Raw genomic sequence first — 26009 nt, forward strand, 5'->3', positions numbered from 1 at the left:
TTACAATGAAAGTTTATGGAAGAACAACCTCGTTTAACGTACAAAAAGTACTCTGGTTTCTGGATGAGCTGGGCATGAGTTATCAGCATATTGAAGTGGGTGGTCGTTTTGGCGGCCTTGATAGTGATGACTTTTTAGCATTGAACCCGTTGCAAAAAGTGCCGGTACTTGTGGATGGCGATAATGTTATTTGGGAGTCGCACAGTGTACTACGCTATTTGGCGGCAAGTTATGGCACTACAGATTGGTATTATGCATCGCCCTATCAGCGTTCGTTATATGAGCGCTGGATGGATTGGTCACAGGTGATTTTTCAACCTGCTTTTATGGCCACATTTTGGGGCTATTACCGTAAAACGCAAAAAAACCGTTGTATGGAGCAAATCACACGGGACATACAAGAGTGCGAGCAATGCTTACAGATAATTGAACAACAGCTAAGTCATGCCCCCTATCTTGCCGGTGGTAAAATGACCCTGGCTGATATTTGTGTGGGAGCCATTTTACATCGCCTAACATCTCAGGGGTTAGCAATAACATTGCCGGAGCGAGTGACTCAGTGGTTTGAATTACTAAAAACCAGAGCTGGCTATCTAAAATGGATTATGAGTGATTTTACTGAGCTCCAAGGGCGTGAAGACTTTTAATTTTGTTTTAACGCTTTTAACTAAACAAGGATTATAGTGAAATATTTATTATTAGCTGCGATGCTACTTATCACTTTTAGTAGCGCGGCCGAACAGGCATTTGAAATACCCAGAAGCTCGGTGGTTAAACTTATCGATCAGCAAAGCAAGGTGAGCTATCCAGTATTTATAAAGCTCCCGCGAAGCTACAGTCGAAATAAGGATAAAACATACCCTGTTGTTTACTTGCTCGATGGCTCGTATGCGTTTCAAGTGGCATCGGGAGCGACACGTTTTCCTATGAACAGCGGTAAAATGGATGAAGCAATACTCGTTGCCATTGGTTATTCGCAAGGATCTAAAGGCTCATCAAGCCGAATACGTGATTTCACCCCAAGTAAAGCCAAAGATTGGCAGTTAGAGACCGGTAAAGCCGCGCAACATATCGATTTTATAGCTGATGTGGTGTTTGAACATATGAAAGCTAACTACCGAATAAAGCCAAAGCAACGTACTTTAGTGGGAAATTCTCTTGGCGGTTTATTTGCCGCTTATGTGCTTTTTACTCAGCCTAATATGTTTGAAAGTTACATTATCGGTAGCCCGTCGGTGTGGTTTGATAATGAGAGCATACTATCTCAGCCGATTACTAAAGCTAAGCAAAACGTTAGGGTTTACTTATCGGTAGGTAGTAAAGAGACACCTGAATTTGGCGAAGGGCAAGATATGGTAACGGGAGCGAACAAGCTTGCTGACAAAATACGGCAAAGTAATGATCAGCAGGTGCAATTGCAGTTTTCTATAATAGATGGCGCAAAACATGCGACGGCATTTCCAACCACGCTGATCCAAGGTTTAGATTGGCTTTATGCAAAATAGCGCAGACATTAAAAAGCCCACTGATAAATTAATATCAGTGGGCTTTTAATACGTTAAAACGTATTAACTAAAACAATCGTTTAGATACAAACGATGTTTTCAGCTTGTGGGCCTTTTTGACCTTGAGTAACAGTAAACTGTACACGTTGGCCTTCAGCTAGAGTTTTGAAGCCGTCACCGCTGATAGCGCTGAAATGAGCGAAAACGTCAGGACCTGACTCTTGCTCGATAAAACCAAAACCTTTAGCTTCGTTGAAAAATTTAACTGTACCAGTTGTAGTAGTAGACATAATAGATATCCTAGATATTAATAAAAGTGTGCCTAAAATCAGGCGGTTTAGCTGAAAAAACAAGTATTTAACTGAGGATAACGCGATGAATTATTACTAATAACAACGTGGTACGTACAAATAAACAGAATTTCTTTCAAACTTATAGTGCATTAACGGGTTATCACTAACCCATTAATTAAAAATTAGATGCAAACGATATTTTCAGCTTGCGGGCCTTTTTGACCTTGAGTAACAGTAAACTGTACACGTTGGCCTTCAGCTAGAGTCTTAAAGCCATCGCTTGAGATTGCGCTGAAATGAGCAAAAACGTCAGGGCCTGACTCTTGTTCAATAAAACCAAAACCTTTAGCTTCGTTAAACCATTTTACTGAACCAGTTGTTGTAGTAGACATAATAGAATCCTAAGAATTTATAAAAGTTCGCCTTAATGTAGGCAATTTAACAGGAAGAAAACAAGCATTTAACTGAGGATAGCGCGAAGGATTATTACTAATAACAACGTGGTACTTACAAATAAACAGGGCTTTCTATCAACCCGATGCAGAGCAGGATAACAGTAACTTAAACCATATAACAAGCTTTATTTACTTTTCTTTTTAAAGCCAAGTTAATTTTGTGAACATATATTGATTAAATAAGAACAGTCGTAGCCATGCTTACCGTCTCTGCATTCGCTTTGTTAAAGTGATCTAGGTATGGAGTGTAGACTTATTTTTAATTGGGGAAGTGCGAAATCCCACACTCCCCCCCACGAAAAAAAGGAACTCAGCGCTCATTTGAACAGCGACAGACTCCTTATTTATTCAGCAATTGCGATCGCTATTTCTACTTCAGTTGCGGTTTTATAATATTCATAGTCGCTGGTATAAGTACGAGTGTAACGACAATCATCTGAGCTAAAGTATTGCCAAATTTCACCCCATAAATCAATTATAGCGTCGGGCATTTCGCCTTCGCCACAAAAGACTAAATAACTCCCTGCGTGCGTTGTAACTGTTACTGAATCACGAAGGTTAATTGATTGCTCATCGCTACAGGCAATGACATCAAAATCACCGGTCACATCGCTCTCGTAGTTAGTGTAAACACCAAAGACTTTACTGTCTTTTGTGAGTTTTGAGGTATATTTTTCGCCAAATTTTTGCCAAAGCTCAGCTATCTTTGCTGTGCCAGTATTCATTTCATTGGCATTGCATGTTCTTACTTTTAAGCCGGTTAAGGTCTTACTTGCTAGCTGTTTTACTTCCATTGAGACTATCCTTTAGCATTAATACTCAGTATTAACTTAACAGAAAAAGCATGAAGTATTTAATAAATACGCTATAAAAAAGGTTTATTTTTTGTTGGTGATTAAACCTTTTGTTGCAACGACTTCACTTTTTTGCAAACAGTTACAGCCCAGCTTTGATCACCTCGATCACTTTACTCATTCGTTTTGCCAAAGGCCGATTACGGTGATAACACACATAAATAGATTCGCTGATCGGGTGCTGTAATGGATGGACGTTAATCAACTGTGGTTTACTAAATGCACTCACAGCATGTGCTGGTAGCACAGTAAAACCTAGACCAAGGCTGACAGGTTCAAGAATTAAATTAATTTGGTTTGAAAAACCAGAGCGCTTTATTTGCTCAAGGTGTTCAAATTCCGCGTAGTTTTCGCTTAATAATAATTGCGCATGATGCTTTGCATCAGGGTGAGCAATGAAGCCAAGTTCGCATAAGTTTTGCCAGCTTGGAGTTTGGTAATCGATTGGTGTAATTAATAATAGTGCATCTTGGCCGATTTTATGGCTGGTAACCTCGCTGAGTGTTGGGGCTTGAGTTAAAAAACCAATATCAGCATTGTGATTAGCAACGGCCTGTTCCACGCTTTCGTTTGGGGCAAAGCGATAATCAATAGTGAGTGCTTTATGTTGCCCTTGTAAATCAAGTAATTGATTATAAAACTTAAGCCCGCAACTGCCTGGTGATTGAATCTTTATATTGCCACTGTAGGGTGAGTCGTCATGCAGTTGTTGCTCTAAAAACTGCCACTCTTTTAGTAACTGACTTCCTTTTTGATATAAGCCTTGCCCTTGTGCGGTAAGGGTAAACTGCTTGCCATGGCGTTCAAGCAATGCGCAATTAACCTGCTGCTCTAACTTTTTAATGTGTTGGCTTACGCCTGACTGGGTCATATAAAGGCGTTCTGCAGTTTGGGTAAAGTGATTTACTTCCACCAAGGTGCAAAAGGTATGTAGCCATGTAGGATTTATCATTATAAAACGTACTCAAAATTATGATTAATGATAATTTTACTTAATACAGGTCGGTTCGTAAACTAACTCCATCAACTAAGCATAGTTAAACAGGAGCATTATTATGAGTCATACCTATCCACGTAGTTTTTCGCACATTGGAATTTCGGTCCCCGATGTTGAAAAAGCCGTTGAGTTTTACACCAAAGTAATGGGTTGGTACACCATTATGGAGCCGACTTTAATTACCGAAGACAAAAGCCCAATAGGCGAAATGTGTACTGAAGTATTTGGTGAACAATGGGAAAAATTTAAAATAGCGCACCTTTCAACGGGTGATCGTATTGGTGTAGAAATTTTTGAGTTTAAAAATCAAGAAAACCCAGCTGACAACTTTGAATACTGGAAAACCGGTATATTCCATTTTTGTGTTCAAGATCCAGATGTAGAAGGCCTTGCTGAGCGTATTGTTGAAGCTGGCGGTAAAAAGCGTATGGAAGCACCCCGTTACTACTACCCAGGTGAAAAACCGTATCGCATGATCTACATGGAAGACCCGTTTGGTAACATTCTCGAGATTTACAGCCACAGTTATGAGCTTATTTACAGCGCAGGTGCATACTAAATTAATTGGCATCAGTGTTAAATTGTAACAGCCGCAGCTTAGTTACTGCGGCCTCTGATACCGAAAATGCACTACTGGGTTAGTAGTGCTAAGCGTTATAACCACACATGTGATTCATTTGTTTTCTTATGCTGGCTCTTCTATGCTATTGCGAGCATTTGTGGTTAAGGCAACAAGCGCTTTTCGCACTGCTTGTGGTGTCTCGCACACGTTTTCAAAGCTAATAAAATAATTACGTTGTTGGCTTTGAATATAAAACCCCTGTGGCAGTATGCCACTCATAACCGGTGCATTATCTGATACGCAATAATGCTGAGCTAATATTAGCGCCATTGCATTTTGATGATCTTCATTCATGTGGGTGATCATGCTTTGTTCTTGATCTTCGTCCCAGCTTTTAGCAGCGCTTTGCCACTCATCTTTTTCAAGCCAAAATATTTTCCCAAAGCCGCCAATAAAGCGAACTCGCACAACATCTAATTGCCATAATTTAAAGTCGTGGGCGTTCCGATAACTGTCAGCTTCTGGGTATAACGCTATGTATTTGTTAAGCAGTATTTCGGCCTGAGGGCCTGCAACTTCACAACCATCGCCCACCAATGTGACTCGGCCATGCTCGTTTTGGTCGCCACGGTCAGCGGCATCAAAAATAGTTAAGCTCATTCGAGAATCGTGCTTTAAGTTTTTAGTGTGTTGGGCTATATCGCTAATAAAAAAGTAGATGCGGCCTTGCTCATCACACATATAAGGGGTTACCGAACCAAACGGATAACCTCTTAAGTTGTAAGAAATAGTCGACATAACACCAGCATGGGTTTTAAAAACCAGCTTTTGTGCATCGCTTAATGCTTGCTCTCTCATGAAAACTCCTGACGTTGAGAAAAAACCATGGGTGCATTGTTATATGGATGAGAATTAACATGCAGTTTCATGGCGTACATTTGTTGTAAATTAGATTCTGTAAGTACTGTGTTTATTGGCCCGCTATCGAGTACTTTTTGATCGTGTAATAAAATAGCGTCGGTTGCGTAAAGGCTGGCCAAATTTAAATCGTGAATGGCTATAATGGCACTGTTGCCCTGCTCTACAAATGCTTTAACACAACTCAATAAAGCATGTTGATGGCGCATATCTAGTGCTGATGTAGGTTCATCAAGCAGCATCAATTTAGGCTTGGTATGAGTAGAAAAAGCATCTAATTGAGCCAAAGTACGCGCCATATGAACGCGCTGTTGCTCACCGCCTGAAAGCTTACTGACACGGCGGGATAAGTACTGGGTTAAGTCCATGAGTGCGGCATACTTGTGGACTTTTTCAGCTTGCATTTTAACAGACTCGGCATAGGGGTAGCGTCCCATTGCAATGAGCTCAAATACACTAAAATCAAAGCCAACAAGATTGCTTTGCATCATTACTGCTCGTTGAGTGGCTAAGTGTGCTTGAGACAATGTACTCAGAGGATAATTATTAAACCGTACTTCGCCTTTAAAGTCATAATGCCCGGCTAAAGCATGCAGCAGTGTTGATTTTCCTGCGCCATTTTCGCCTATCAGTGCTACTAGTTGAGCTTTTGCAATGTGCCCACTTATGTTTTTTAAAACACTGTGATTGCCAAAACCAACAGTTAGGTTATTAAAAGTAATCATCATTACCCTCGCTTAGTTTTAATGATCAGATAAATAAACAAAGGTGCGCCAAGTAGCGCGGTAATAATACCAATGGGTAACTCTGCAGGCATAACAACTAAACGTGCTAACCAGTCAGAAAGCAGCAGCACAACAACGCCTAATAACATGCACAGCGGTAACATTTTACGTAAATGCGGGCCAACCATTAAACGGGCAATGTGTGGCACAACTAAGCCAACAAAACCTATCAAGCCAGTAAGTGCTACAACGGCACCAACACCTAATGCCACGAGTATAATTACATACAGTTTAAGCTTGTCTGTGTTGACACCTAAATACTGTGCTTGAGACTCGCCAATCAATAGTAAGTTCATCGGTTCTTTGAGTCGCCACAGACCAAGAATACTCAGTAGCAATAATGGTGTTGCTTGAGTTATGGCATCCCAATTGGCACCACCTAATGAGCCCATCGTCCAGTAGTTAATTAATCTAAGCGCACTATCGTCAGCGAAATAGCTTAATAAGCCAATAACAGCAAAGGATAAAGAATTGATCGCAACCCCCACTAAAATTAGTGTGGTTATATTGACCTGCCTATGCTGCTTAGCAATTAAATACACTAAAGAGGTCACTAACAATGCCCCTAAAAATGCGGCATAAGGTAAATAGTATTGAGCATTAAAATTAAACTGGGCGCTAAATGCTATAAAGGCGACCGCGACCATGGCTGCGCCTGCGCTAATACCAATAATTGATGGATCAGCCAAAGGATTACGACACAAAGCTTGCGTTGCAGCGCCAGTTTGGGCAAGCACTAAGCCAACCAATACAGCTAGTACAAATCGAGGTAGACGTATTTGCGTGACCACATTGATTTGCAGCGCATCAAATTGATTAAAATACTCTGGGGCAATCCATGCGATGGCTAAACGCCAATCCCAGCCTGCGGGGCCATATCCGATGCTCAGTAGTGCTAGAGCAAAAATACACACAGTAATTAGCAGCATCCACTTTTGGTTTGCAGTTATAGAAACAGGCTTAAAACGGCTCAAAGTTAATGTGTTCATAAGGTCGCTTTATAGTCGCTTAATTCTTTAATACCCGTGGCTATGCGCGGCGACATTCCCAGTGATAGCAGGCTATCCATCACCAATAATCGGCACTGCTTTGCAGCTGTTAATAAGCGCAGTGTTGGTTGATTACAAAAAGCCTCTTTACCGCCAAGGCTATAAACAACATGAGCTGGTGCGATTAAAAAATCGGGCTGTTTTACGGCAAGTACTTCGTTATTTATTACTTTAAAACCTTTGTGCGTAGCGCCTAAATTAGTGACTCCAGCATAATCAAGTAATAAGTCAGCAACCGTGTCAGTGCCCGCAGCAACAAGCCCGCGCTCATTAGCTGAGAGTAAAAATAAAGCGCTGTGTGTTTCGTTGCTCGCTTTTGGAGGCAATGAATTTTTTATTTGGGCTACGAGCACTTGGGCTTTGTCGTTCGCATTTAAGTCTTTACCAAGGCGTTTAACAAGATTTAGTAAGTCATTAATTGAGTTGGGTTTTTTATAGTGGATAAGCTCTACACCAGTGGCTTCTATTTGTGCAAGCGCTTGTGCTCGTCCTGCTCCTTCAAGTGCTAAGAGTTTAGTTGGGCGCACCGAAAGTACACCTTCTGCGGCTAAATCACGGTAATAACCAATTTGATCGAGCTGTGTCGCTTGTTTTGGATATAGGCTCGATTGATCCACCGCGACAAGGGTATTTTGCTTATCTAAGGCAAAAATAATTTCAGTTAATGTACCGCCAGCACTCACTATACGCTCCTGCGCGCTTAGGGGGTGAACAGTCAATAAAATCAATATAAAAAGGTATCTCATAAAAAACTCCAATTATTATTTTCGATTATTATACTTAACTAAATGCAAATGAAAATGATTATCATAAATAATTGATCTTGTTTTTAGTTAGTTGTAACATCCCTTTCCTACTAAATAACAACAATTATCATTTGGAGTTAATGTGAATTTTCCTTCTTTTCAACTTACTGCTTTAGCAACGTTACTACTTGGTTCGGGCTCTGCCATTGCCGAGGAGATAATTGGTGAGCATATTGTTGTCAGCGGTTCTCGGTTTGAACAAAAACTTGAAGACGTAACAGGCTCTGTAACTGTGATTACAGGGCAAGACATAGAACGTAAATTGGCTGTTGATTTACAAACAATGTTTCGTTATGACCCCAGTATATCAAGCACGGGCAGTGGTTCTGCGGCTCAAACGCTTTCAATTAGAGGAGTCGGTGGTAACCGCGTGGTGTTTATTAAAGATGGCCGTCGAACTAACGATGGTTATGCTGGCGGAGATGGCTATTTGGTTGGTCGTAGCTATTTTGATGTCGCTGGGATAAAGCAAGTTGAAGTCGCCAAGGGAGCCGCGTCTTCATTGTATGGTTCAGATGCACTGGGTGGTATTGTGGTTATCACCACTAAAGATCCGAGCGATTATTTATTAAACGAAAATAGTTTTGCTCAAGTGGCGCTTGGATATCAAGGTCAGAGTAATCAAATGTCGGTAGATATTACTGCGGCTAAAAATTTGGGAGATTTAGGTGTTAGTGCCGTTTATAGCCACCGAGATAACGAAGAAGTACAAAACTTTACTGAAAACCTACCTGGTTATGATGCTAAATCAGATTCGTTATTGGTTAAACTAGAGCAGCAACTTGATGAAAAGCGCACGTTAAAATACACCTTAGATTATTTTAACCAAACTACTGAACAAGTAATCACCAAAGCGAGCCAAGAAACTAAAGACGAAAACACTAATTGGTCGCTAGCGCTAGATTACGACTCAAAAGCGGCCACAGTAGCGTTTGATCAATGGCATTGGCAAGTATCGTTTAGTCGTTATGAGCAGCAAAGTGATCAAATTAGTGCTACAGCAGCGCATACCGATTACAACGACTATGGCTTTGAACAAGATATTTTAGGGTTAAGGGCTGTATTTAATAAAAAAATAGCCTTACAAGATGCGACCCACAACTTTGTTTATGGTGCTGACGTAGATATATACGATACAACACGTCCACGTTATAAAACACGCTTATTGGCTGATGGAACAGTCGACTTTACAGATCAAAAACAAAAAGCTTTTCCTGGCGCTGATACCTCTTTAGTGGGCGTTTTTATGCAAGACAATATTAAATTTGCAAATAGCGCGTGGTCTTTGATTGCAGGTGTACGCTTTGATTATTATTCATTAGCAGCTAAAGATGATGAGCTTTATAGCGATGCTGAGCTTGATGACATTACCGAATCTGCGTTTTCACCAAAACTTGGGATGATTTATCAAGTTAATGATAATTTATCTTGGTATGGGCAATATGTACGTGGTTTTAAAATTCCCCCGCATGATCAAGCGTATCAAAGCCATGGTGTTGAACCATTTTATCAAATATTACCAAACGCAGATTTAGCACCCGAAAGCAGCGACTCATATGAGCTTGGCATGCGCTTTTCTGGTAATGATATCAACGTTACTTTAAGCGCATTTTACGCCGCTTATGATGACTTTATTGATGTTGCAATTGCAGGTGTTGAGCCAACGTTCATACCGAATGTAAATAAAACTTTTTACCAATACCAAAATATTAGTGAAACACAGATCAGCGGTGTTGAAGCGAGCGTGTTGATGCATGTAAGCGATAATGTTTTAGTTGAGGCAAATATTGCATATGTTGAAGGCGAAAACAAAGAAACAGACGAGCCGTTAACCAGTATCAGTCCATTTAACGGTTCAATACAGTTAACAACAGCACTTGGCGATATTGATTGGACCGCAGCATGGCGCTTTGCTAAATCACAGTCTGATGTAGTGCGAGATGCAAGTGGTGATAAAACAACGCAAGGATATGGTTACGGTATTGTGGATTTATACGCAAGTTATGAATGGCAAACATGGCAGCTAAATGTGGGCGTAATTAACCTGCTAGATAAAAAATATGTACCCTTTGAACTGATTGCAGGGCAATCTCAGGGGGCTGATTTTAGCCAATATACTCAGCCCGGGCGTAACTTTTCTGCCCGCGTAAGTTATCAGTTTTAAAACGTAATCAACGCTGCGCGTAAGTGCAGCGTTTTAAACTTACTACTTTTTTACTTATTCATTGAGTCTTTGCCTAGATGATGTAAAAAGAGTCGTGGTTTTAAAGTTAATAAAGACTGTAAAGGGGGTTAACAGTTGCTAAACAACATGCATCATATTTGGCGCATTAATACTTTGCAGGCTAGCGAAATTAATCCCTATTCTATGATGGCTGACTTTATGTTGCCCCATAACTAAAGTGAGACTGTCTTGGTTTATAAAAGTAGCTTTGAGTTATGTTAGCTCGATTAATTATTACACTGGCGGCTATGTTTACATCACGTTAGTATAGTGCTTCAAATAAGTTACAAAATGATAATTACATGACTTTAAAAACCAATGCTTTAATTTATTTTTTAGCCTTTAGTAGCGGCTTTAGTATTATGGGAATAGAACTACTTGGCGGGCGAATTTTAGCGCCTTTTTTTGGTAGTAGTGTGCATATTTGGGGCAGTATTATTACTGTGTTTATGCTCAGCTTATCGTTTGGCTATTTATTGGGAGGAAAGCTTTCAATTCGCCAGCCTTCGTTAACCAAATACGGTTTAATATTTTTAGTTGCCAGTATTATGGTGCTGCCCATTGCATTATTTGCCCAGCCAATTATGGCGTATATTTTCTCTCACATAGAAGACAGCCGTTATGGCTCGTTATTGGCCTCTACAGCGTTGTTTTTTGTCCCTACTATTATTTTAGGCATGATTTCGCCTTACTCTGTGCGTTTATTAGTGATCGATAGCGAGCACAGCGGCCAAGTCGCTGGCGGCTTGTATTTTGTCAGCACCTTAGGCAGTGCCTTAGGGACTATTATTACCTCGTTTTACATGGTGCTAGCGTTTGATGTGAATACCATTATTTTGGGTTTCGCGACGACATTAGGGCTATTAGGTTTATTGGCAATTGGCGTAAATCAATTAGCTAACAAGGAGAAACACAATGTTTAAGTATTTACTCGTGACCTTACTGTTAATTGGGTTTAGCAGCCAAGCTAAGGTGATCCATCAAGAGCGGTCGCTTTATCGTAATATTTTAGTTGAAGAGACCGGCGATTTACGCTGTTTAAAGTTTGACGAAAAAGCCCGTAAAAGCAGTCAAAGTTGCATATATAAAAGCAACCCACAAAAGCTAGTGTTTAATTATACCAAACTCACTTTTGCCAGTTTACTACTGATAGACAATCCAAAAAATGTACTCATTATCGGGCTTGGCGGCGGCACCTTATCAAATGTGATCAGCGAGCTATATCCTGACGCAATGATTGAAAATGTTGAAATTGATCCCGCAGTTATAAAAGTGGCGCGTGATTATTTTGCTTTTAAAGAGAACGATAAAGTTACTTCGAAAGTACAAGATGGGCGTATTTTTATTAAACGCGCAGCAATCCAACAAGCCAAGTATGACTGGATTATTCTTGATGCATTTAATGGTGATTACATCCCTGAGCATTTACTTACTAAAGAGTTTTTTGCGGAAGTGAAAAGTGTACTGGCTGATGGTGGCGTAGTAGCGGCAAATACCTTTTCATCAAGCAAACTTTATGAGCATGAATCTGCCACTTATGAAGCGGTATTTGGTGACTTTATTAATGTGAGCACTGAGAAAAATAGTAATCGAATTATTTTAGCTGGCTTTAATAAATTTCCAAGTCCTGTGCAGCTAGCACAGCGAATAGAAAAGCTAACCCCGTTATTAGCCCCCTATCACGTTGATATCAAAGCGGTGAGCGAAGGGATGATTTCGACCAAAGATAATAAAGACTGGCCTAGCGATACAAAAGTACTCACTGATCAGTACTCACCCGCAAACTTACTCAATTTCTAAAGTTTACGCCCATTTGTTACTACACTTAGGCCAGCTTGCTGGCCATCAAAGCTAACTGCTAATTCCCCCTTTTTAAGTTAATACCCGATTAAATTTCTAATCGAGTCTTCCCTCATAGATTAGTTTAAGGTTTCTGCTGCTGCACTGATAGATAGTGTGCTTTGAGCGAAAGTTATAGTTAGGCTTGTCTTAAGTATTTCTTAAGAATTGCCTGCTATTGTTAAACTAATTATTTTTCTAGGTATTTTTAGGGGCTTAAAAAGTGGTGATTATTTCTCGGTCTGTATCACGGTTTATGCTTGTGACGGCACTTTTTACTGCTATGGCGAGTGCGCCAGTGTTAAGTAAAGAAACCGTTGTGCCAGTTATCTCCAGTCAGCAACAACTAACCGATAAGTTAGCAGAGCTTAAAGGCCAAGTGATATTCTTAGATTTTTGGGCTTCGTGGTGTACACCTTGTCGTAAGTCTTTTCCTTGGCTTAATGAAATGCAAACAAAATACCAATCGCAAGGCTTTACGGTGTTGGCAGTTAACTTAGATGTTGAGCATCAAGATGCGGTTGATTTTTTAGCACACACTCCCGCTGATTTTCCTATTATTTATGATCCTGATGCACTAATAGGCAAACAATTCGATTTACTCGGTATGCCAAGTAGTTATGTGTACGGCCGTGATGGCAAAATAAAATATCGCCATATTGGCTTTAAGAACAGTAAAAAAGCGCAATATGAGCAAGAAATAACTCAGTTATTAGCCGTTCAGCCTTAAGAAGAGGTAACGATGAAAAAATTAATAAAATAGCCTCCTTATAATGTTACTTGGTTCACAATTCCTCCCCCATTGGATTATTCGCTAATTTGCTCAACACAGTGATATTAAATCGTTTTTAAAGCCCTCTTTGCCGTTATTTTTTTAGAGCGTTTCAATATTTACTTAGCATGCTAAGTAATGTTAAACTAGTTAGCATGCTAAGTAACTAGGTACTATTATGATTTCATCACCTCCTTTTCATGAAACTTTAGATTTAAGTTTATGCGGTAGCATGGGGCGCGTTTTCCGACTCTGTCGCGATGCCGTTACTCTCGCTGTTGAGCCTTTAGGGTTAACACAATCTCGTTGGACTGCGATGATCCATATCCATCATTTAAAACAAGGTGTTACACAACAAGAACTGGCTAGCAGTTTGGGGATTGAAATGCCTTCGCTAACGCGAACAATTAAACAGTTAGAGCAACAAGCGATTATTGTTCGTCGCATTGATAGCGATGATAAACGTAGTCGTAAAATCTATTTTACTGAGCAAGGATTACTATTATTAGATGCGCTCAGAGATATTATGGCTGAGGTTAAAACACAACTTTATGCAGAACTTACAACGCAGCAGCTTGATACTATGGCCTATGGTTTAGTGCAAATGGAAGCCAATGCTCGACGTTGTATTAGCCACTTTTCTGGAGAGAAATAATTCATGACACCGGATCAAAAATTTGCCCGCTATGTAAAAATATCATTAGTTGGGTTTATTTTATTGTTCGCTTACTTTGTCGTTGCCGATATGTTTTTACCGGTTACTCCGCAAGCGCGCGTATATCACCCTGTAGTGCAAGTAACGCCACAAGTGAGTGGCCGCGTGAACCAAGTATTGGTGAATAATAATCAAGCGATTAAAACGGGTGAAGCGCTATTTTTAATAGAAGCAGCTCCTTTTAAATTAGCACTAGAGCAAGCACAACTGGCTTATGCTGATGCGCAGTTGCAAAACCAGCGCTTAGACAGCAGTGTTAAAGCGATACAGGCTCAGCTAGCCGCTGGAAATGCCAAGCTGCATGAGCAACAGTTGTTATTTGATCGCAGTGAATCGTTATTGAAAAAACGGTCTATATCGGAGCAAGAGTACGAAACAATTAGCGCTAATTATCAATCAAGTAAAGCGAATGTCGCAGCTATTGAAGCACAGTTAACCGAGGCAAAACTGGCACGTGGGCAATTAGGCGAAGACAACCTAGCATTACGCCATGCGCAAAACCAACTGGCACAAGCGAAACTCAATTTATCATACAGCATAGTGACTGCTGATGCTGATGGTAAAGTCGCAAACTTGCAAGTAAGCACCGGAACATTTGCTAATAAAGGTCAACCGATGTTAGCTGTTGTGGCCAATAAAGCTGATTTAGTGGCTGATTTTCGTGAAAAGTCGTTAGTTAATATTAAAGTGGGCAGCAAAGCAAAAGTAACGTTTGATGCTCTGCCAGGCCAAGTATTTGCTGCTACAGTGAACTCTTTTGAAGCTGGCGTAAGTAATGGGCAGCTCAATGCTAATGGCTTATTAAGCAGTACTGAAAGCAGTAATCGCTGGGTTCGTGATGCGCAGCGCCAACGTATTCACATTGATTTAGAGCAAGCACAGCTATTAAGTAAACTACCTAGTGGTGCACGTGCAACAGTGCAGCTACTGCCTGAGTCAGTAATTGGGCAATGGTTTGGTGTCATGCAAATTCGCTTTATCAGTTTACTGCATTACATTTACTAATAAGGCTTTATTATGTCTGCATCAGTCCCTGTAAAACTAGACCAGAATGGCCTTCGGCAAGCATTACGTATCGCTGGCGGCAGCGCGTTAGGATTTAGTTTATGTAAATTGATGAATTGGCCAAATGGTATTTTCTTCACCGTTTATCCTATGTTGTTATTAGGATTAGTGCCGATTTTAAATGCACATATCATTCGTCAGTTTTTTGCCAGCGCGGCATTTAGTGGGTTATTTGTATTAATAGTACAGGGGTTATTTTCTCATTTACCAGTGGCGATGACCTTGCTGTGCTTTTTAGCGTTTGCATTTTTGTTTTATCAAATGAGCTGCGGTGCTAACTTTTTGTTTGGTGCTTTAAGTGTCGTTAGTTTATCTATTCAACTGCACTTTTCTAGTTATGTTGGTAATGGCACAAGTATTTATCCGTTGATCATCAGCAATGGTTTAGCAGTCGTAGTGACCGTGTTAGCGGCGGTATTAATGCACTTTGTATTTCCTGATGTTGCACCACGCCAAGGTCGGGTGATGCCAACAAAAGCAAAAGAGAGTATTCGCCACGAAGTACTGTTGTGCGCTACGGTTGCTACACTGTCGTTTGTGATTTTTCAGGTATTTGATTTACAAGATTCAATTTCAGCACAAGCGGCATCGATCTTAATTTTGTTTCCATTGTGCTGGAAAGCCGCTGGCATGGCTGGTTGGCAACGAGCAATTGGCACATTAATTGGTTGTAATTTAGCGTTAGTATCGCAGCTGTTTTTGTATAATCACACCGATATTCTGATTTTTCCGGCGCTGATCTTGTGGGTTTTAACCTTTATATTTAGCCGTTATCATATTTTAGGTGGCGGTATCCCTGGTGTTGGATTTGGGGTTATTACCACATTTGGAATTTTATTTGGTCAGTCTCTCGGACCTGGGCAAGACTTGGTTTACAGTGCGCTTTATCGGTTTTCGTCTGTATCGGTTGCGATAATCGTGAGTTTATGTGCGGTGTATATTATGCATCATATTCTTAACCGGTTTAGTGTCACCCGTCATCATACTTTCGACTAATATAATAACCGCCTTAGTCAGTTCCTTATGCACTAGGGCGGTTATTACTTTGTTATACTAACTGTGTTTAAATAATGATCACTTTAGGCGTGAGTTTATAAACCACTAATTAACACAATCGCTACTCAACGATGCGTTAAGCTGATTTATTGCGAGTGTTATTTTCGCGGGATCAACCATAAAGTCAGCGCGCCTAACAATATCCCCCAAAATGCCGAGCCAATAGAAAATAAAGTAAGATCAGAGGCGGTGACCAAAAAAGTGATCATTGCCGCTTCAGTGTAGTAACTATCAGACAAAGCTTGCTGTAAGCTCGAGGCAATGGTGGTGAATAAAGCAATCCCCGCCAAGGCTAAAATAAGTGCTTGTGGCAAACTTGCCACTAAACCCACTAGAGTCGCTGCTCCAATCGCCATCAGGATATAAAAGCCACCGCCCGCGATACTTGCCCAGTAACGCTTTTTAGGGTCGCTGTCGGCATCTTCACTCATGCAAATTGCCGCAGTAATAGCTGCTAAATTAATGGCATAACCACCAAAGGGGGCAATAAGGATATTACTAAAACCAGTGACATTGAGCGCTGCAGAGATGGGGGCTGGGTAATTATGTGCTTTTAACACTGCAATGCCTGGCAAGTTTTGTGAAGTCATAGTGACGATATAAAGCGGAATACCTACGCTGATCATCGCTTGTAAATTAAATTCAGGAGCGATAAACGCAAACTCGCTCATTTTCCATTGCCAACTGCTGGTATCTATTTGTCCTGTAACGCCTGCCATTACAAACCCGGCAATAAGTACTATAAGCATTGAAAAACGTGGCATTAAACGCTTACAGACTAAATAAACCAGCACCATCGCACCAATTAGCAATGGTTTTTCACCCATAAAGTTAAATACATCTATGCCAAAAGTCACTAAAACACCGCCAAGCATTGCACAGGCAATTTGACTCGGGATACGTTGCATTATTTTTTCAAACCAGCCAGTGATCCCTGAAATAAATACCAGTAAAGCACTGAACATAAATGCGCCTACAGCTTGATTTAAACTATAACCTTGGGCACTGGTAATGAGTAAAGCGGCACCGGTTGTTGACCAGGCAATTAAAATTGGGATTTTATAGTAGTACGATAAGCCAATTGAAGTGACACCCATCGCAAGACCTAACATAAGTACCCAACTTGCAACGAGCTCCGCTGTGCCACCTAGCACAATAACGACTTGGTAAATAAGTGCGATAGAGCTGGTAAAACCGATGATCACCGCAACTAAGCCCGCAGTTAAACGGTTTAATAGTTGATTTGATAGTTGCATGTGGTTCCTAAATCGTTGAATTCAATCGTTCTATTTATACACAAATATTACTTTGATGCTAGGGCGTGTTTATCTTTCAAGGTTACTTATGACTAAGGTCTTACTGGTTGGAGAAAGTATTGATGTTCTGAGGTAGTGATAAAGTGTTAGATTTGTAATGGCGACGGTGTAACAGTTTTCACACGTCACCAATGACAGCTTAGTATACAAAGCAATAGTCGTTATTTACGACTAAAATTTTACTGTACTACAGCGCTTAATTTGGGGCTTGGAGTTGGCTGTTCCATCGCTGCTTTACTGTCTTCATCCAAGGCTAAGCTTAAATTCTCTGGGCGGTCAAAAATACCCAAGCGAATGCGAATAAAATGCAAGATTTCACGAGCCACATTGATCCCCAGTGCAGCTTCTAAGCCTTCAAATCCAGGGCTTGAATTTGCTTCGCAAATTTTAAAGTGATTATCATCAAATAATAAATCAATACCAGCAACGTCTAAATTGAGTACATTAGCTGTTTGTGTAGCTAACCATTCAATCTCTGGAGTAATTGGGTGCGGTTTACCAGTGCCACCTGCACTCACGTTCGCTTTAAAGTTTTTACCGCCAGAGTTTCGCTCCATACATGCGACAGCACGGCCACCAATAGTGAGTACTCGCAAATCACGACCATGGCTAGATTTAACAAACTGTTGCAAGATGATATTAGCTTGCGGGTTGGCGGCTTCAATTAATTGCATTAAATCGTCAAATTCGCTTTTTGACTTTGATAAAAATACGCCACTGCCCTGCGAGCCTGAAAGTGTTTTAATCACCACTGGAAAGCCTATTTGCCTATCTACTAAGTCGATATTTACTGGAAATTTTACCAGCATAGTATTTGGTGTAGGTAAGTTACGCTCAGCTAAAATTTGCTGTGCAAACAGTTTATCTTTTACCGTCTCAATTGATTGTGAGCTATTAACGCAGTACACCCCTAGTCGCTCGAGATGGCGAATAATTGCTAGTGCAAAATAGGTGGTGCTGGCGCCCATGCGAGGAATAACAAAGTCAGGCAAAGTTGTGGTTACACCGTCAATTAGAATGCTTTTGCCATCTTCGCGGGTGATAGTTAAATCAAATTGATCGGGAGAGAAAACTTGTAAATCGATACCTTCTTCTTTTGCTGCGGCCAGTAAACGCTCTACTTCGTAGGTCTCTTGTTTTAGTAATCCAGCACTGTCTTTATAAATGATCCAGCCACGCATGGTATTTCCTCTTGAGTATTGATCCGCAGCTCACAGAAAAAATAGGCTCACTACGTTATAGATGTTCACAGTCACTTATGATGATGAGAGTCTGCGGCAAAAGACGCGGAGTATGAGGTTCATCTGATGTGCAGTAAAACAAATAAATTTTATCGTCACGATAATATTATTTTTCAAATCTCATTTTGGTTAATCAATAGTCGGTGTTTTTTTATTGCAATAAAGTATGTAACTGTAAAAGGTATAATTGATAAGTTAATGTTAACTTGAAAGGTTGTGTTATGAGGGTGAAAGTTAGCTTTTAATAGGTTTTGTTTGATGAAATTATTAACCATAAGATTAATATGATAAATATTTAAAAAGACTGTTTTTATTTTCGGTAACAAATTTATGCTTGCGCTTTAATTTACTCTGATGTAAAAATAACAATATATTAACTTTTAGATCTAAAAGAGAGACAAATGAAAAGGGCTATTGCATTTATAATTGTCGTTCCGATCAGCGCTTTTTTGCTATATGAGTTTGTTATCTACAAAGAAAGCAATGTCACCCATTCGGTTGCTGCAAGTGACGTTCAGTTATCGGGTATAGCGCCTAAGAAGCTAGCCGCTAAAGTATCAGCTGATATATCGTTGCCAAGTGTGTCAGCTACACAGCCAGCTGTAGTAGATCAAACGTATGATGAATTTGATGCTATTAATCGTCTCTCAGAGAAAGCAGAGCAAGTTCTCAAAGCCTCAGGATTATTGCCTACAGATTTACATAACGAAGCTTATATCGAGTTCGATTTAGTGGCGCTCAGAAAGCTCAAGCAAGGTGATAATTTTGATCTAGCTATTCCACAAACTGCTGAAACTTTTAGTGCAGAGGTGACTAATATTATTGCAGCAAGCAATGGTGATAAAAGTATTTTTGGCCGAGTGCTTGGTGCTGATGGGCGATTTCACACCACCGTAATGACTATTGGCGAAGACGCTATATATGGTCAATTAACTGCACCAAGCGGTAATTATGTATTTGAAAGTAAAGGTCAATATGGTTGGCTTGCGGCAAAGCGAGATCTTTATAAAAATCATATGGAACATCAAGTAACGAAACAACCAACCCCTCAACCAAGTAATGGTGAAGATCCATTTGCGCCAAAACCTACGGGTAATAATTTATAGAAATTTAGCAAAATAAATTTTTATAAGGCAATAAACACAACCAAAAAGGAACTAACATGAATAAACGACTAATTCCCTTAGCTGCATTTTGTGCATTAGGTATGACAGCAATTAGCCACGCTGCGACAATTGATATTGCGATTTTATATACAGATCAAGCGGCGGCTGCCACTGCAAACATTAATACTAAAATTAACCAGTATATTGCCTTTAGTAACCAGGTTTACAGTCAAAATGGTATTGATATTACGCTTCGATTAGTTGGTAGCGAAAACTTAGGAAATCATGCGATTACACCTTCAAGTAGCTGGTTAAATTCAGTCACTAACAGTAGCTATATTCAAGGCTTACGCAATAGCTGGGGTGCTGATATGGTCGCGGTACTTGGCACCGGTCAAAGCGCTGGCAGTAACTTAATTTCGTGTGGTATTGCGTGGGTTGGCAGTGGCAGTAACGGCAATTTATATAGCTCAGTAAGTAACAGTATGTACAGCATTACAGCGGTAGATTGTGGAGCAACAACCTTCGTACATGAATTGGGCCACAATCAAGGCTTAGCGCACTCTCGTAAGCAAGGCGATACCGCCGGTGGTGTTTATGTTGATGGTATGGGCCATGGCGTACAAAATCAGTTTGCCAGTATTATGGCGTACCCTCATGTGTTTGGAAGTGCCACGCAATACGATTACTTTTCTAACCCTAGCTGGGATGTTAATGGTATCCCCTATGGTGTAACTGGTGAGTCGTTTGCATGGCGTACAGTAAATGCCACTAAAGACAGTATTGCTAACTTTAAATAGCGTTTATTTTTAGTACATAGTTTTTTCCCTTTTGAGCGCATTTGCGCTCTTTTTATTATTTAATTAAACCAAACCTAATTATGATAGATTTATTACTCAAAGATCAGCTTAGTTAGTTTAAAGCAGGCCAAAGTGTTGCACCATCGCCATCGATTGCATTGAGCACTTTAATTCCCAGTACTTTGGCAATAAGTGGATATATATCTAAATTATTTACTTCATCGATTACTAATGAATTTTTAAATGCTGGGCCATTGGCAATAAAGGTTGCCGCCATATCTTCGCTATACGCATAGCCATGGGTACCTAAATAGCTTACTTTACCGGTATCAGCAAAACTTCTTGGTGCTGTGGTTTGTAAAATAATATCACCAGTTCGGCCATTGTTAGCATAGTGATAAAGCTTACGTTGTTCATCACTTAGCACGGTATAGCGCCCTTTTGCTGCTTTCGTTAAGTGTTGTTTATATGCTGTGATCTCAGCTTTTGTAGTGCCCTTATTAGCATAGATCAATACTCTCGGTCCGGTATTTTTAACCATAAACTTGTCGTCTTTCGGTAAGCTGCTGATAGCAATACTTTGGTTTGGCTCAACGGTACTCATACCATGATCGGAGACAATCACTAAGTTAACATTTTGCTCTAGTTCATTAAGACGTTGCTGTAATTGCCCCATTAATACATCTACTTCTTTTACCGCTTGCTTGGTTTGCTCAGCATCAGGCCCATATTCATGGCCCATACTATCTACCAGTGAAAAATAACTAACAACTAATTGCGGGCGCTGCGCTGCTGGCAATGTTAGCCATTGAATAATTTGATCAACACGATTTTGATAATCACTGTGTTTTGAATAATGGTAAAAGTAATCCGGCAGCATGCCATTAAATCGCGCATCCGATTCTGGCCAAAAATAAGCGGCTGATTTTAATCCTTGCATCGACGCCAAATTCCACAGTGGAATACCGTTGAACCATGTGCTGTCGTCTTTCCCTTTTCCCATGCTATAGCATTCATTTCTTTGTGTATCGCAAAAGCGGTTATCTACTACGCCATGATTAATTGGCAATAAACCTGTAATAATAGATATATGATTAGGAAACGTTTTAGTCGGATATACCGGGCGCATTTTAGTTGCGCGAACTCCCGATTTAGCTATTGCGGCTAAATTTTTAGCACCGTGTTTTTCGATGTAATCCCAGCGGAATCCATCAAGAGAAACAAGTACTACGGTATTACTTGCAGAGTTTTTATCGTCTTTAGCGTGGCTAAAAGAGCTATAAATGAGCAATGCTAATAACAGAAAACTTAAAATAGGCTTCATTGTATTACTACCTTTGTTGGGCATTATTGGTAATCAGAAGATAAACAAATACGTTACGATATGCTTATGTTTAATATGCAGTGTACCGCTATTTTATGACCGTGATAATTATTAATAGATAAATTTATGTGCGAACAGCAGTCATGGATATTAATTTAGTAAACAAGCTGTTAGATTAAAAGTAGACAATAAAAGGAGCGTCTATGATCGATTTCAGCAAAAAAATAACGTCAGCGCGTGAGCTGCGCTCAACCCCTAATTTACAGATGGCGTTAGAAAGCGATCGTGGCCGTATCATCAATAGTGCTGCAATTCGCCGCTTACAACAAAAAACGCAAGTGTTTCCGTTGGAGCGCAATGCTGCGGTACGCTCACGGTTAACTCACTCTCTCGAAGTACAACAAGTTGGGCGTTTTATAGTGCAACGCATCTTTGCGAATTTAACGGCCAAACAACAAGCTGAATATGGCCTAACAGGATTAGAGAGGCCGCTAGAAAGTCTGGTTGAAATGGCCTGCTTGATGCACGATATAGGTAATCCACCGTTTGGTCATTTTGGTGAAGCTGCGATTAATCACTGGTTTAACGCAAATTTAGCAACGCTTACCCCTCAGCGCTGCGCCGATCCACACACGGGAATTGGCTTAATATTTAAACATTTAGCACAAGATATTTGTAACTTTGAAGGTAATGCGCAAGGTATCCGTATTGTACACTCACTATTATCACTTAATTTAACCTATAGCCAAACGGCTGGTATTCTAAAATACACGCGTCCGGCAAGTATGGCGAAAGAAGATATACCGCGAACTAAAAATTATTTGATGAAAAAAGTAGGCTTTTACTACAGTGAAAAAAACTTTGTTGAAAGATTGCAAAAAGAGCTATTGATAGAGCCACAATGTCGCCACCCCGGCAGTTATATAATGGAAGCGGCTGATGATATTTCATATTGCTTAGCTGATATTGAAGATGCCGTAGAAAAGGGCATCATTACTGTTGAGTTATTATGCGATAAACTCAAACAGCATTATCAAAAAGTGTTAACTAATCTTACCATTGACGATGTAGAGCATCAGCACGTGGTTGAAAAAGCAGTTAACTATGCCCTCGATAAGGCCGCTCAGCAACCTTATAACTTTAATAGCGAGTTTTTTATTTATTTACGGGTAACTCTACTCCACCCTCTGGTTAATTATGCGGCCAAACGTTTTATAGATAATATTGAAGCGGTTTATCATGGTGATTTTAATCAAGCCTTGTTAGAAGACCGCAGTCATTTACATGCTATAACCACCACTTTGAAACAAGTGGCGTTTGAATATGTGTTTTCACATAAGGAAGTCGGTAAACTTGAATTACAAGGCTATCGAATTATCAATGGATTACTTGATTGTTATAAGCCATTACTGCTGCTAAGTCATGATGACTTTAAACGGGTGCTCAAAGGGGATGGTCGTTTCTTAATTGAAACACGGTTACTCAAAAAGCTTTCGAAAAAGCATTTAAATAGCTATTTACAAGCCATTGAAGCGATGCAAGCAGAACCCGATCATGTACTCGCTTATGAGTTTTATTATCGCTGTCGATTTATTCAAGATTATATCAGCGGCATGACAGATCAATTTGCTTACGATGAATACCGTACCTTGATGGTAATTGATTAGCAAAACACACTGCTAGATAAATTTGCGCACAACTATTAAACTGGGTTTATTGTGTTATTTTGTTTAATAGATTTATGATGGCTCACGTATTACGACTTTGCTTATTTATTTTATTTACTTTTAGTTTCAATAGCTTTGCTAAATACAGTGAAGCTATGTGCATTTTGTATAAACAACAAATGCAGCAATACAGCGATAATACAAGTAGCCGTAGTTATCGAAATGCGGCAAAAGATTATAAAAACAACTGCAGTAACCCACCTCCAGCAGCGTCTCAAGCGCAACCAGCACCTGTAGTGATTGCACCAAAAACACATGTTGATAATAAAATAAAATCTACATTAGAGACGCAAAACTCGACTGTAAACCCCCTTGACAGCAATTCGTCAGTAGCCAAAAATGAGCCAGCAGAAGTTCAAAGGGAGGCGTCTGTAATTGTTGAAAATGTTGAGAATGTCCAAAGTATTGAAGTTGAGCAAAAGAGCAGCGCAGAAACCACAGTCGAACAGCCGCTTGGGCAAAACAATGATGAAGTTGACGCTACACCCGAAGCCGTAATAACAAGCGAACCTGCGACGATAAAGGTAACAGCCCCAGAACCAGTGCGCACTGAGTCGGATTCGTTATTGATGCCAAGTTTACTGTTGTTAGTAGTTTTACTCTTAGCTGCAATGTTGCTGCAGCGCTTACGGGCTAACAAAAAAGCAGCAGTTGAAACTGCGCCGCTGATTCCTGCAACTGATGAGGCTTCAAGTACAGAAGCCGCTGTATCAAAATTAACCCCCGTAAAGGCTGAGCCCGCAGCAAGCGAATCCACTGTTGCGCCAAAAAAAGCGGTTATAGCAGAGCAAGTAGTCATTGCAACTCCACAAACTGAAGTGATAAGTACAGACGATGTGAACGTAAAAGTTGAGCTAACGCAGCGGCTTTTTAAAAATGAGCATGATTTTAAAGAGCCTGAAGTGCGTATGTTTGATCCTGATGCGCCATTACCAGGTCAGAAGCCACAACAACCTAAAAATGTCATAAAGCCTGCGACGATAAATGTTAAAGCTGATCTTGATACTAATTTAGAACCACACCAAACGACCACAACAGAGCTCGATAGCGAAGCTGAGCAATTACCTAAAATGGATGATGAAAACGTTATTCATTGCGCAACGAATGAAGTAGCAAATGAAATTGTCCATTCGGATGCTGTTAATAGTAGTGGCCAAGTGCTCACATCAGGCCTTTCGCAAATGAGGGAAGTTAAGCTATCAACGACCGTGGATGTTCAACCACAAGCTGATACTTTAACGGTAACTGACAGTGATGATGAAATAGCACAGGCGCTTGCGGCATTAAACGATGAATTAGCAGCAGAGCAGCATAGTGCATCAGAGCACGATGAAAGAGATGATATATCTGGCGCATTTGTAGCAGATCCAAATCAGAGTAAAGCTAACCCATTTGCTAATTTATCACTCGACCCTACTTGGGATCCAAATTCAAAAGAAAAGCCGACGATTGTCCCGAAAAAAACAGTGCCAAAATCAGCCAAATTAATTGCAGCACAAGAGCGTGCAAAACAGTTAAAAACCGACGATTAATTTATTAATTGTCGCTGAAGATTGATTCTCCAAAGCTCAGACTATTTCGTTTAGTAGCAGCCTGCTCTGGGCTGTTACTTGCTGCTATAAATTACTTTATTGGTATGAGTTAAGATTACGAACCGCTTCACCCTTTTAGCATGTCGCCAACTAAAAAATAAAATCACAACGGTAATAAACAAACAAATACAGACAATCCCCATTAATGAAGAAGCATGTTGTAATAAGCTTGTTTGGGGGAGTGACTTTACGTTTTGAGTAGCTAAACTAATCGATTGCATGCCTTTTCTGGGTAGGATGATTTCATAGACATGATCATTAGGTTGTACTTCGGCACGTTGTAAGTTGCCCGCTGTTTGCCATTGTAATTCAAACTGTTGGCGTTTTTTTCGCTGATGCTCCGTACACCAAAGTGCATTAATGGAGGCGTTTTCTTTAGTTTTACAGCGCGCTGGCAACTCATAAAAATTGCGCCATGCAGTCTGTTTTGCCGTGTTGTTATATGAGTGTAGATAAAAACCAGCTGTTATTGGTGATTCAATTATATTCGCGAAGCTGTCTTTATCGGTTGATGTTGTGATGTTTTCTCTGCGATTACAAAAATCAGCTAGTCGAGTTAATAGTGTTGTGTCAGGTTGTTCTAATTGCGGTTGTGTCAAAGGGGAGTAAACAGCGGATGCAGTACATAGCGGGCTGAAACTGAGGGAGATTAATATAAAAATCCATTTTTTCATTAGTTACGTCCTGTAAAAGATGAACTTACAGCCTACCATTATTTTTTGTTATTGCAAACTTTATAGGTACAAAAAAATAAGACGGTAACCGTTAAAAGCTTATATTTGGCTTGAAAGCACATGAAAAAATTATTATTGATTCTAAGTGTGTCAGTACATTGTTGTTAGTGGGATGATACACAATCCCAAGTAATGGTGGTTTTATTAGACCTAATACGAATCTATTTGGTTAGGGTAAGATATTGAAAAATAAAGTGTCAATATTAAAACCGTTAACCAGCGTTGGGTAAACGGTTTTAAAAATGCTTTAATGCATGTCTAGGAAGTAATAGAG

At 40.1% G+C, this 26009-nt stretch carries 26 protein-coding genes; 14 read left to right on the plus strand and 12 right to left on the minus strand.

Annotation, left to right across the window (positions count from 1 at the left end; genetic code table 11):
- Positions 1–5: 5 nt before the first annotated feature.
- A complete protein-coding gene (locus H5154_RS02700; RefSeq protein ID WP_182717312.1) occupies positions 6–647 on the plus strand; it encodes a glutathione S-transferase family protein in 642 nt (213 codons plus the stop codon).
- 36 nt (positions 648–683) lie between these two features.
- On the plus strand, positions 684–1505 hold the full coding sequence (locus tag H5154_RS02705; RefSeq protein ID WP_310736215.1) for an alpha/beta hydrolase-fold protein: 822 nt from the start codon (positions 684–686) through the stop codon (positions 1503–1505).
- An 80-nt stretch (positions 1506–1585) separates the two neighbouring features.
- On the opposite strand, the gene H5154_RS02710 is transcribed toward H5154_RS02705, so the two are convergent.
- From H5154_RS02710 to H5154_RS02725, 4 genes are all read right to left on the minus strand, one after another.
- Entirely contained in the window at positions 1586–1795 is a 210-nt protein-coding gene (locus H5154_RS02710; protein ID WP_016706518.1) for a cold-shock protein, read from the minus strand.
- A gap of 185 nt (positions 1796–1980) precedes the next feature.
- Positions 1981–2190, minus strand: a complete 210-nt coding sequence (locus H5154_RS02715) for a cold-shock protein (protein ID WP_149980327.1) — start codon at positions 2188–2190, stop codon at positions 1981–1983.
- 407 nt (positions 2191–2597) lie between these two features.
- A complete protein-coding gene (locus H5154_RS02720; RefSeq protein WP_182717313.1) occupies positions 2598–3047 on the minus strand; it encodes a GyrI-like domain-containing protein in 450 nt (149 codons plus the stop codon).
- A 142-nt stretch (positions 3048–3189) separates the two neighbouring features.
- Complete coding sequence (locus tag H5154_RS02725; protein ID WP_182717314.1) at positions 3190–4059, minus strand: LysR family transcriptional regulator; 870 nt, start codon at positions 4057–4059, stop codon at positions 3190–3192.
- Positions 4060–4162: 103 nt separating this feature from the next.
- Here H5154_RS02725 and H5154_RS02730 point away from each other — a divergent pair, with 103 nt between their 5' ends.
- Complete coding sequence (locus tag H5154_RS02730) at positions 4163–4663, plus strand: lactoylglutathione lyase family protein (protein WP_149980329.1); 501 nt, start codon at positions 4163–4165, stop codon at positions 4661–4663.
- 126 nt (positions 4664–4789) lie between these two features.
- Here H5154_RS02730 and H5154_RS02735 read toward each other — a convergent pair whose 3' ends face one another.
- From H5154_RS02735 to H5154_RS02750, 4 genes are read right to left on the minus strand one after another with little or no spacing between them, the layout of a single operon-like run.
- Positions 4790–5524, minus strand: coding sequence for a HugZ family protein (locus tag H5154_RS02735; protein ID WP_182717315.1), 735 nt, complete (start codon positions 5522–5524; stop codon positions 4790–4792).
- Positions 5521–6312: a heme ABC transporter ATP-binding protein gene (locus H5154_RS02740; RefSeq protein WP_259398440.1), complete on the minus strand. Its 792-nt coding sequence runs from the start codon at positions 6310–6312 to the stop codon at positions 5521–5523. Before H5154_RS02740 ends, H5154_RS02735 begins: the two co-directional genes overlap by 4 nt.
- Positions 6312–7358, minus strand: a complete 1047-nt coding sequence (locus H5154_RS02745; protein WP_145238934.1) for an iron ABC transporter permease — start codon at positions 7356–7358, stop codon at positions 6312–6314. Before H5154_RS02745 ends, H5154_RS02740 begins: the two co-directional genes overlap by 1 nt.
- Entirely contained in the window at positions 7355–8164 is an 810-nt protein-coding gene (locus tag H5154_RS02750) for a hemin ABC transporter substrate-binding protein (protein ID WP_182717316.1), read from the minus strand. The genes H5154_RS02745 and H5154_RS02750 overlap by 4 nt, the downstream gene beginning before the upstream one ends.
- Positions 8165–8306: 142 nt before the next feature.
- Between H5154_RS02750 and H5154_RS02755 the strand changes: the two genes are divergently transcribed.
- The 7 genes from H5154_RS02755 to H5154_RS02785 all read left to right on the plus strand — a co-directional run bounded on the left by H5154_RS02755 (position 8307) and on the right by H5154_RS02785 (position 15835).
- Positions 8307–10388, plus strand: a complete 2082-nt coding sequence (locus H5154_RS02755; protein WP_182717317.1) for a TonB-dependent hemoglobin/transferrin/lactoferrin family receptor — start codon at positions 8307–8309, stop codon at positions 10386–10388.
- 362 nt (positions 10389–10750) lie between these two features.
- A complete protein-coding gene (locus H5154_RS02760) occupies positions 10751–11371 on the plus strand; it encodes a fused MFS/spermidine synthase (protein WP_182717318.1) in 621 nt (206 codons plus the stop codon).
- Positions 11364–12248, plus strand: coding sequence for a spermidine synthase (locus H5154_RS02765; protein ID WP_182717319.1), 885 nt, complete (start codon positions 11364–11366; stop codon positions 12246–12248). The genes H5154_RS02760 and H5154_RS02765 overlap by 8 nt, the downstream gene beginning before the upstream one ends.
- Positions 12249–12543: 295 nt before the next feature.
- Positions 12544–13017: a TlpA disulfide reductase family protein gene (locus H5154_RS02770; RefSeq protein WP_179959137.1), complete on the plus strand. Its 474-nt coding sequence runs from the start codon at positions 12544–12546 to the stop codon at positions 13015–13017.
- A gap of 220 nt (positions 13018–13237) precedes the next feature.
- On the plus strand, positions 13238–13714 hold the full coding sequence (locus H5154_RS02775) for a MarR family winged helix-turn-helix transcriptional regulator (RefSeq protein ID WP_182717320.1): 477 nt from the start codon (positions 13238–13240) through the stop codon (positions 13712–13714).
- 3 nt (positions 13715–13717) lie between these two features.
- On the plus strand, positions 13718–14779 hold the full coding sequence (locus tag H5154_RS02780; RefSeq protein WP_149980335.1) for an HlyD family secretion protein: 1062 nt from the start codon (positions 13718–13720) through the stop codon (positions 14777–14779).
- 12 nt (positions 14780–14791) lie between these two features.
- Positions 14792–15835 (plus strand): DUF2955 domain-containing protein, encoded by a 1044-nt coding sequence (locus H5154_RS02785; protein ID WP_149980336.1) that lies wholly within the window; start codon positions 14792–14794, stop codon positions 15833–15835.
- A gap of 158 nt (positions 15836–15993) precedes the next feature.
- On the opposite strand, the gene H5154_RS02790 is transcribed toward H5154_RS02785, so the two are convergent.
- Together H5154_RS02790 and H5154_RS02795 are read right to left on the minus strand one after the other, a co-directional pair.
- The gene (locus H5154_RS02790) at positions 15994–17151 is read right to left on the minus strand and encodes a benzoate/H(+) symporter BenE family transporter (RefSeq protein WP_182717321.1); all 1158 of its coding nucleotides are present in this window, start codon (positions 17149–17151) and stop codon (positions 15994–15996) included.
- Positions 17152–17390: 239 nt separating this feature from the next.
- On the minus strand, positions 17391–18392 hold the full coding sequence (locus H5154_RS02795; protein WP_149980338.1) for a RimK family alpha-L-glutamate ligase: 1002 nt from the start codon (positions 18390–18392) through the stop codon (positions 17391–17393).
- A gap of 461 nt (positions 18393–18853) precedes the next feature.
- Here H5154_RS02795 and H5154_RS02800 point away from each other — a divergent pair, with 461 nt between their 5' ends.
- Together H5154_RS02800 and H5154_RS02805 are read left to right on the plus strand one after the other, a co-directional pair.
- Positions 18854–19558: a hypothetical protein gene (locus tag H5154_RS02800; RefSeq protein ID WP_149980339.1), complete on the plus strand. Its 705-nt coding sequence runs from the start codon at positions 18854–18856 to the stop codon at positions 19556–19558.
- 56 nt (positions 19559–19614) lie between these two features.
- A complete protein-coding gene (locus tag H5154_RS02805) occupies positions 19615–20358 on the plus strand; it encodes a zinc-dependent metalloprotease family protein (RefSeq protein WP_182717322.1) in 744 nt (247 codons plus the stop codon).
- 112 nt (positions 20359–20470) lie between these two features.
- Here H5154_RS02805 and H5154_RS02810 read toward each other — a convergent pair whose 3' ends face one another.
- Positions 20471–21682 (minus strand): ectonucleotide pyrophosphatase/phosphodiesterase, encoded by a 1212-nt coding sequence (locus H5154_RS02810; RefSeq protein WP_182717323.1) that lies wholly within the window; start codon positions 21680–21682, stop codon positions 20471–20473.
- A 203-nt stretch (positions 21683–21885) separates the two neighbouring features.
- On the opposite strand from H5154_RS02810, the gene dgt reads away from it, so the two are divergent.
- On the plus strand, positions 21886–23349 hold the full coding sequence (dgt, locus tag H5154_RS02815; RefSeq protein ID WP_182717324.1) for a dGTPase: 1464 nt from the start codon (positions 21886–21888) through the stop codon (positions 23347–23349).
- Positions 23350–23423: 74 nt separating this feature from the next.
- Positions 23424–24941 carry a hypothetical protein gene (locus H5154_RS02820; RefSeq protein WP_220493357.1) on the plus strand — a complete coding sequence of 506 codons (1518 nt, stop codon included), beginning with the start codon at positions 23424–23426 and terminating at the stop codon, positions 24939–24941.
- 74 nt (positions 24942–25015) lie between these two features.
- On the opposite strand, the gene H5154_RS02825 is transcribed toward H5154_RS02820, so the two are convergent.
- Complete coding sequence (locus H5154_RS02825; RefSeq protein WP_182717326.1) at positions 25016–25675, minus strand: hypothetical protein; 660 nt, start codon at positions 25673–25675, stop codon at positions 25016–25018.
- Positions 25676–26009: the final 334 nt, after the last annotated feature.

The sequence above is a fragment of the Pseudoalteromonas sp. SR44-5 genome (genome assembly GCF_014163675.1).
GTDB classification, from domain to species: domain Bacteria; phylum Pseudomonadota; class Gammaproteobacteria; order Enterobacterales; family Alteromonadaceae; genus Pseudoalteromonas; species Pseudoalteromonas rhizosphaerae.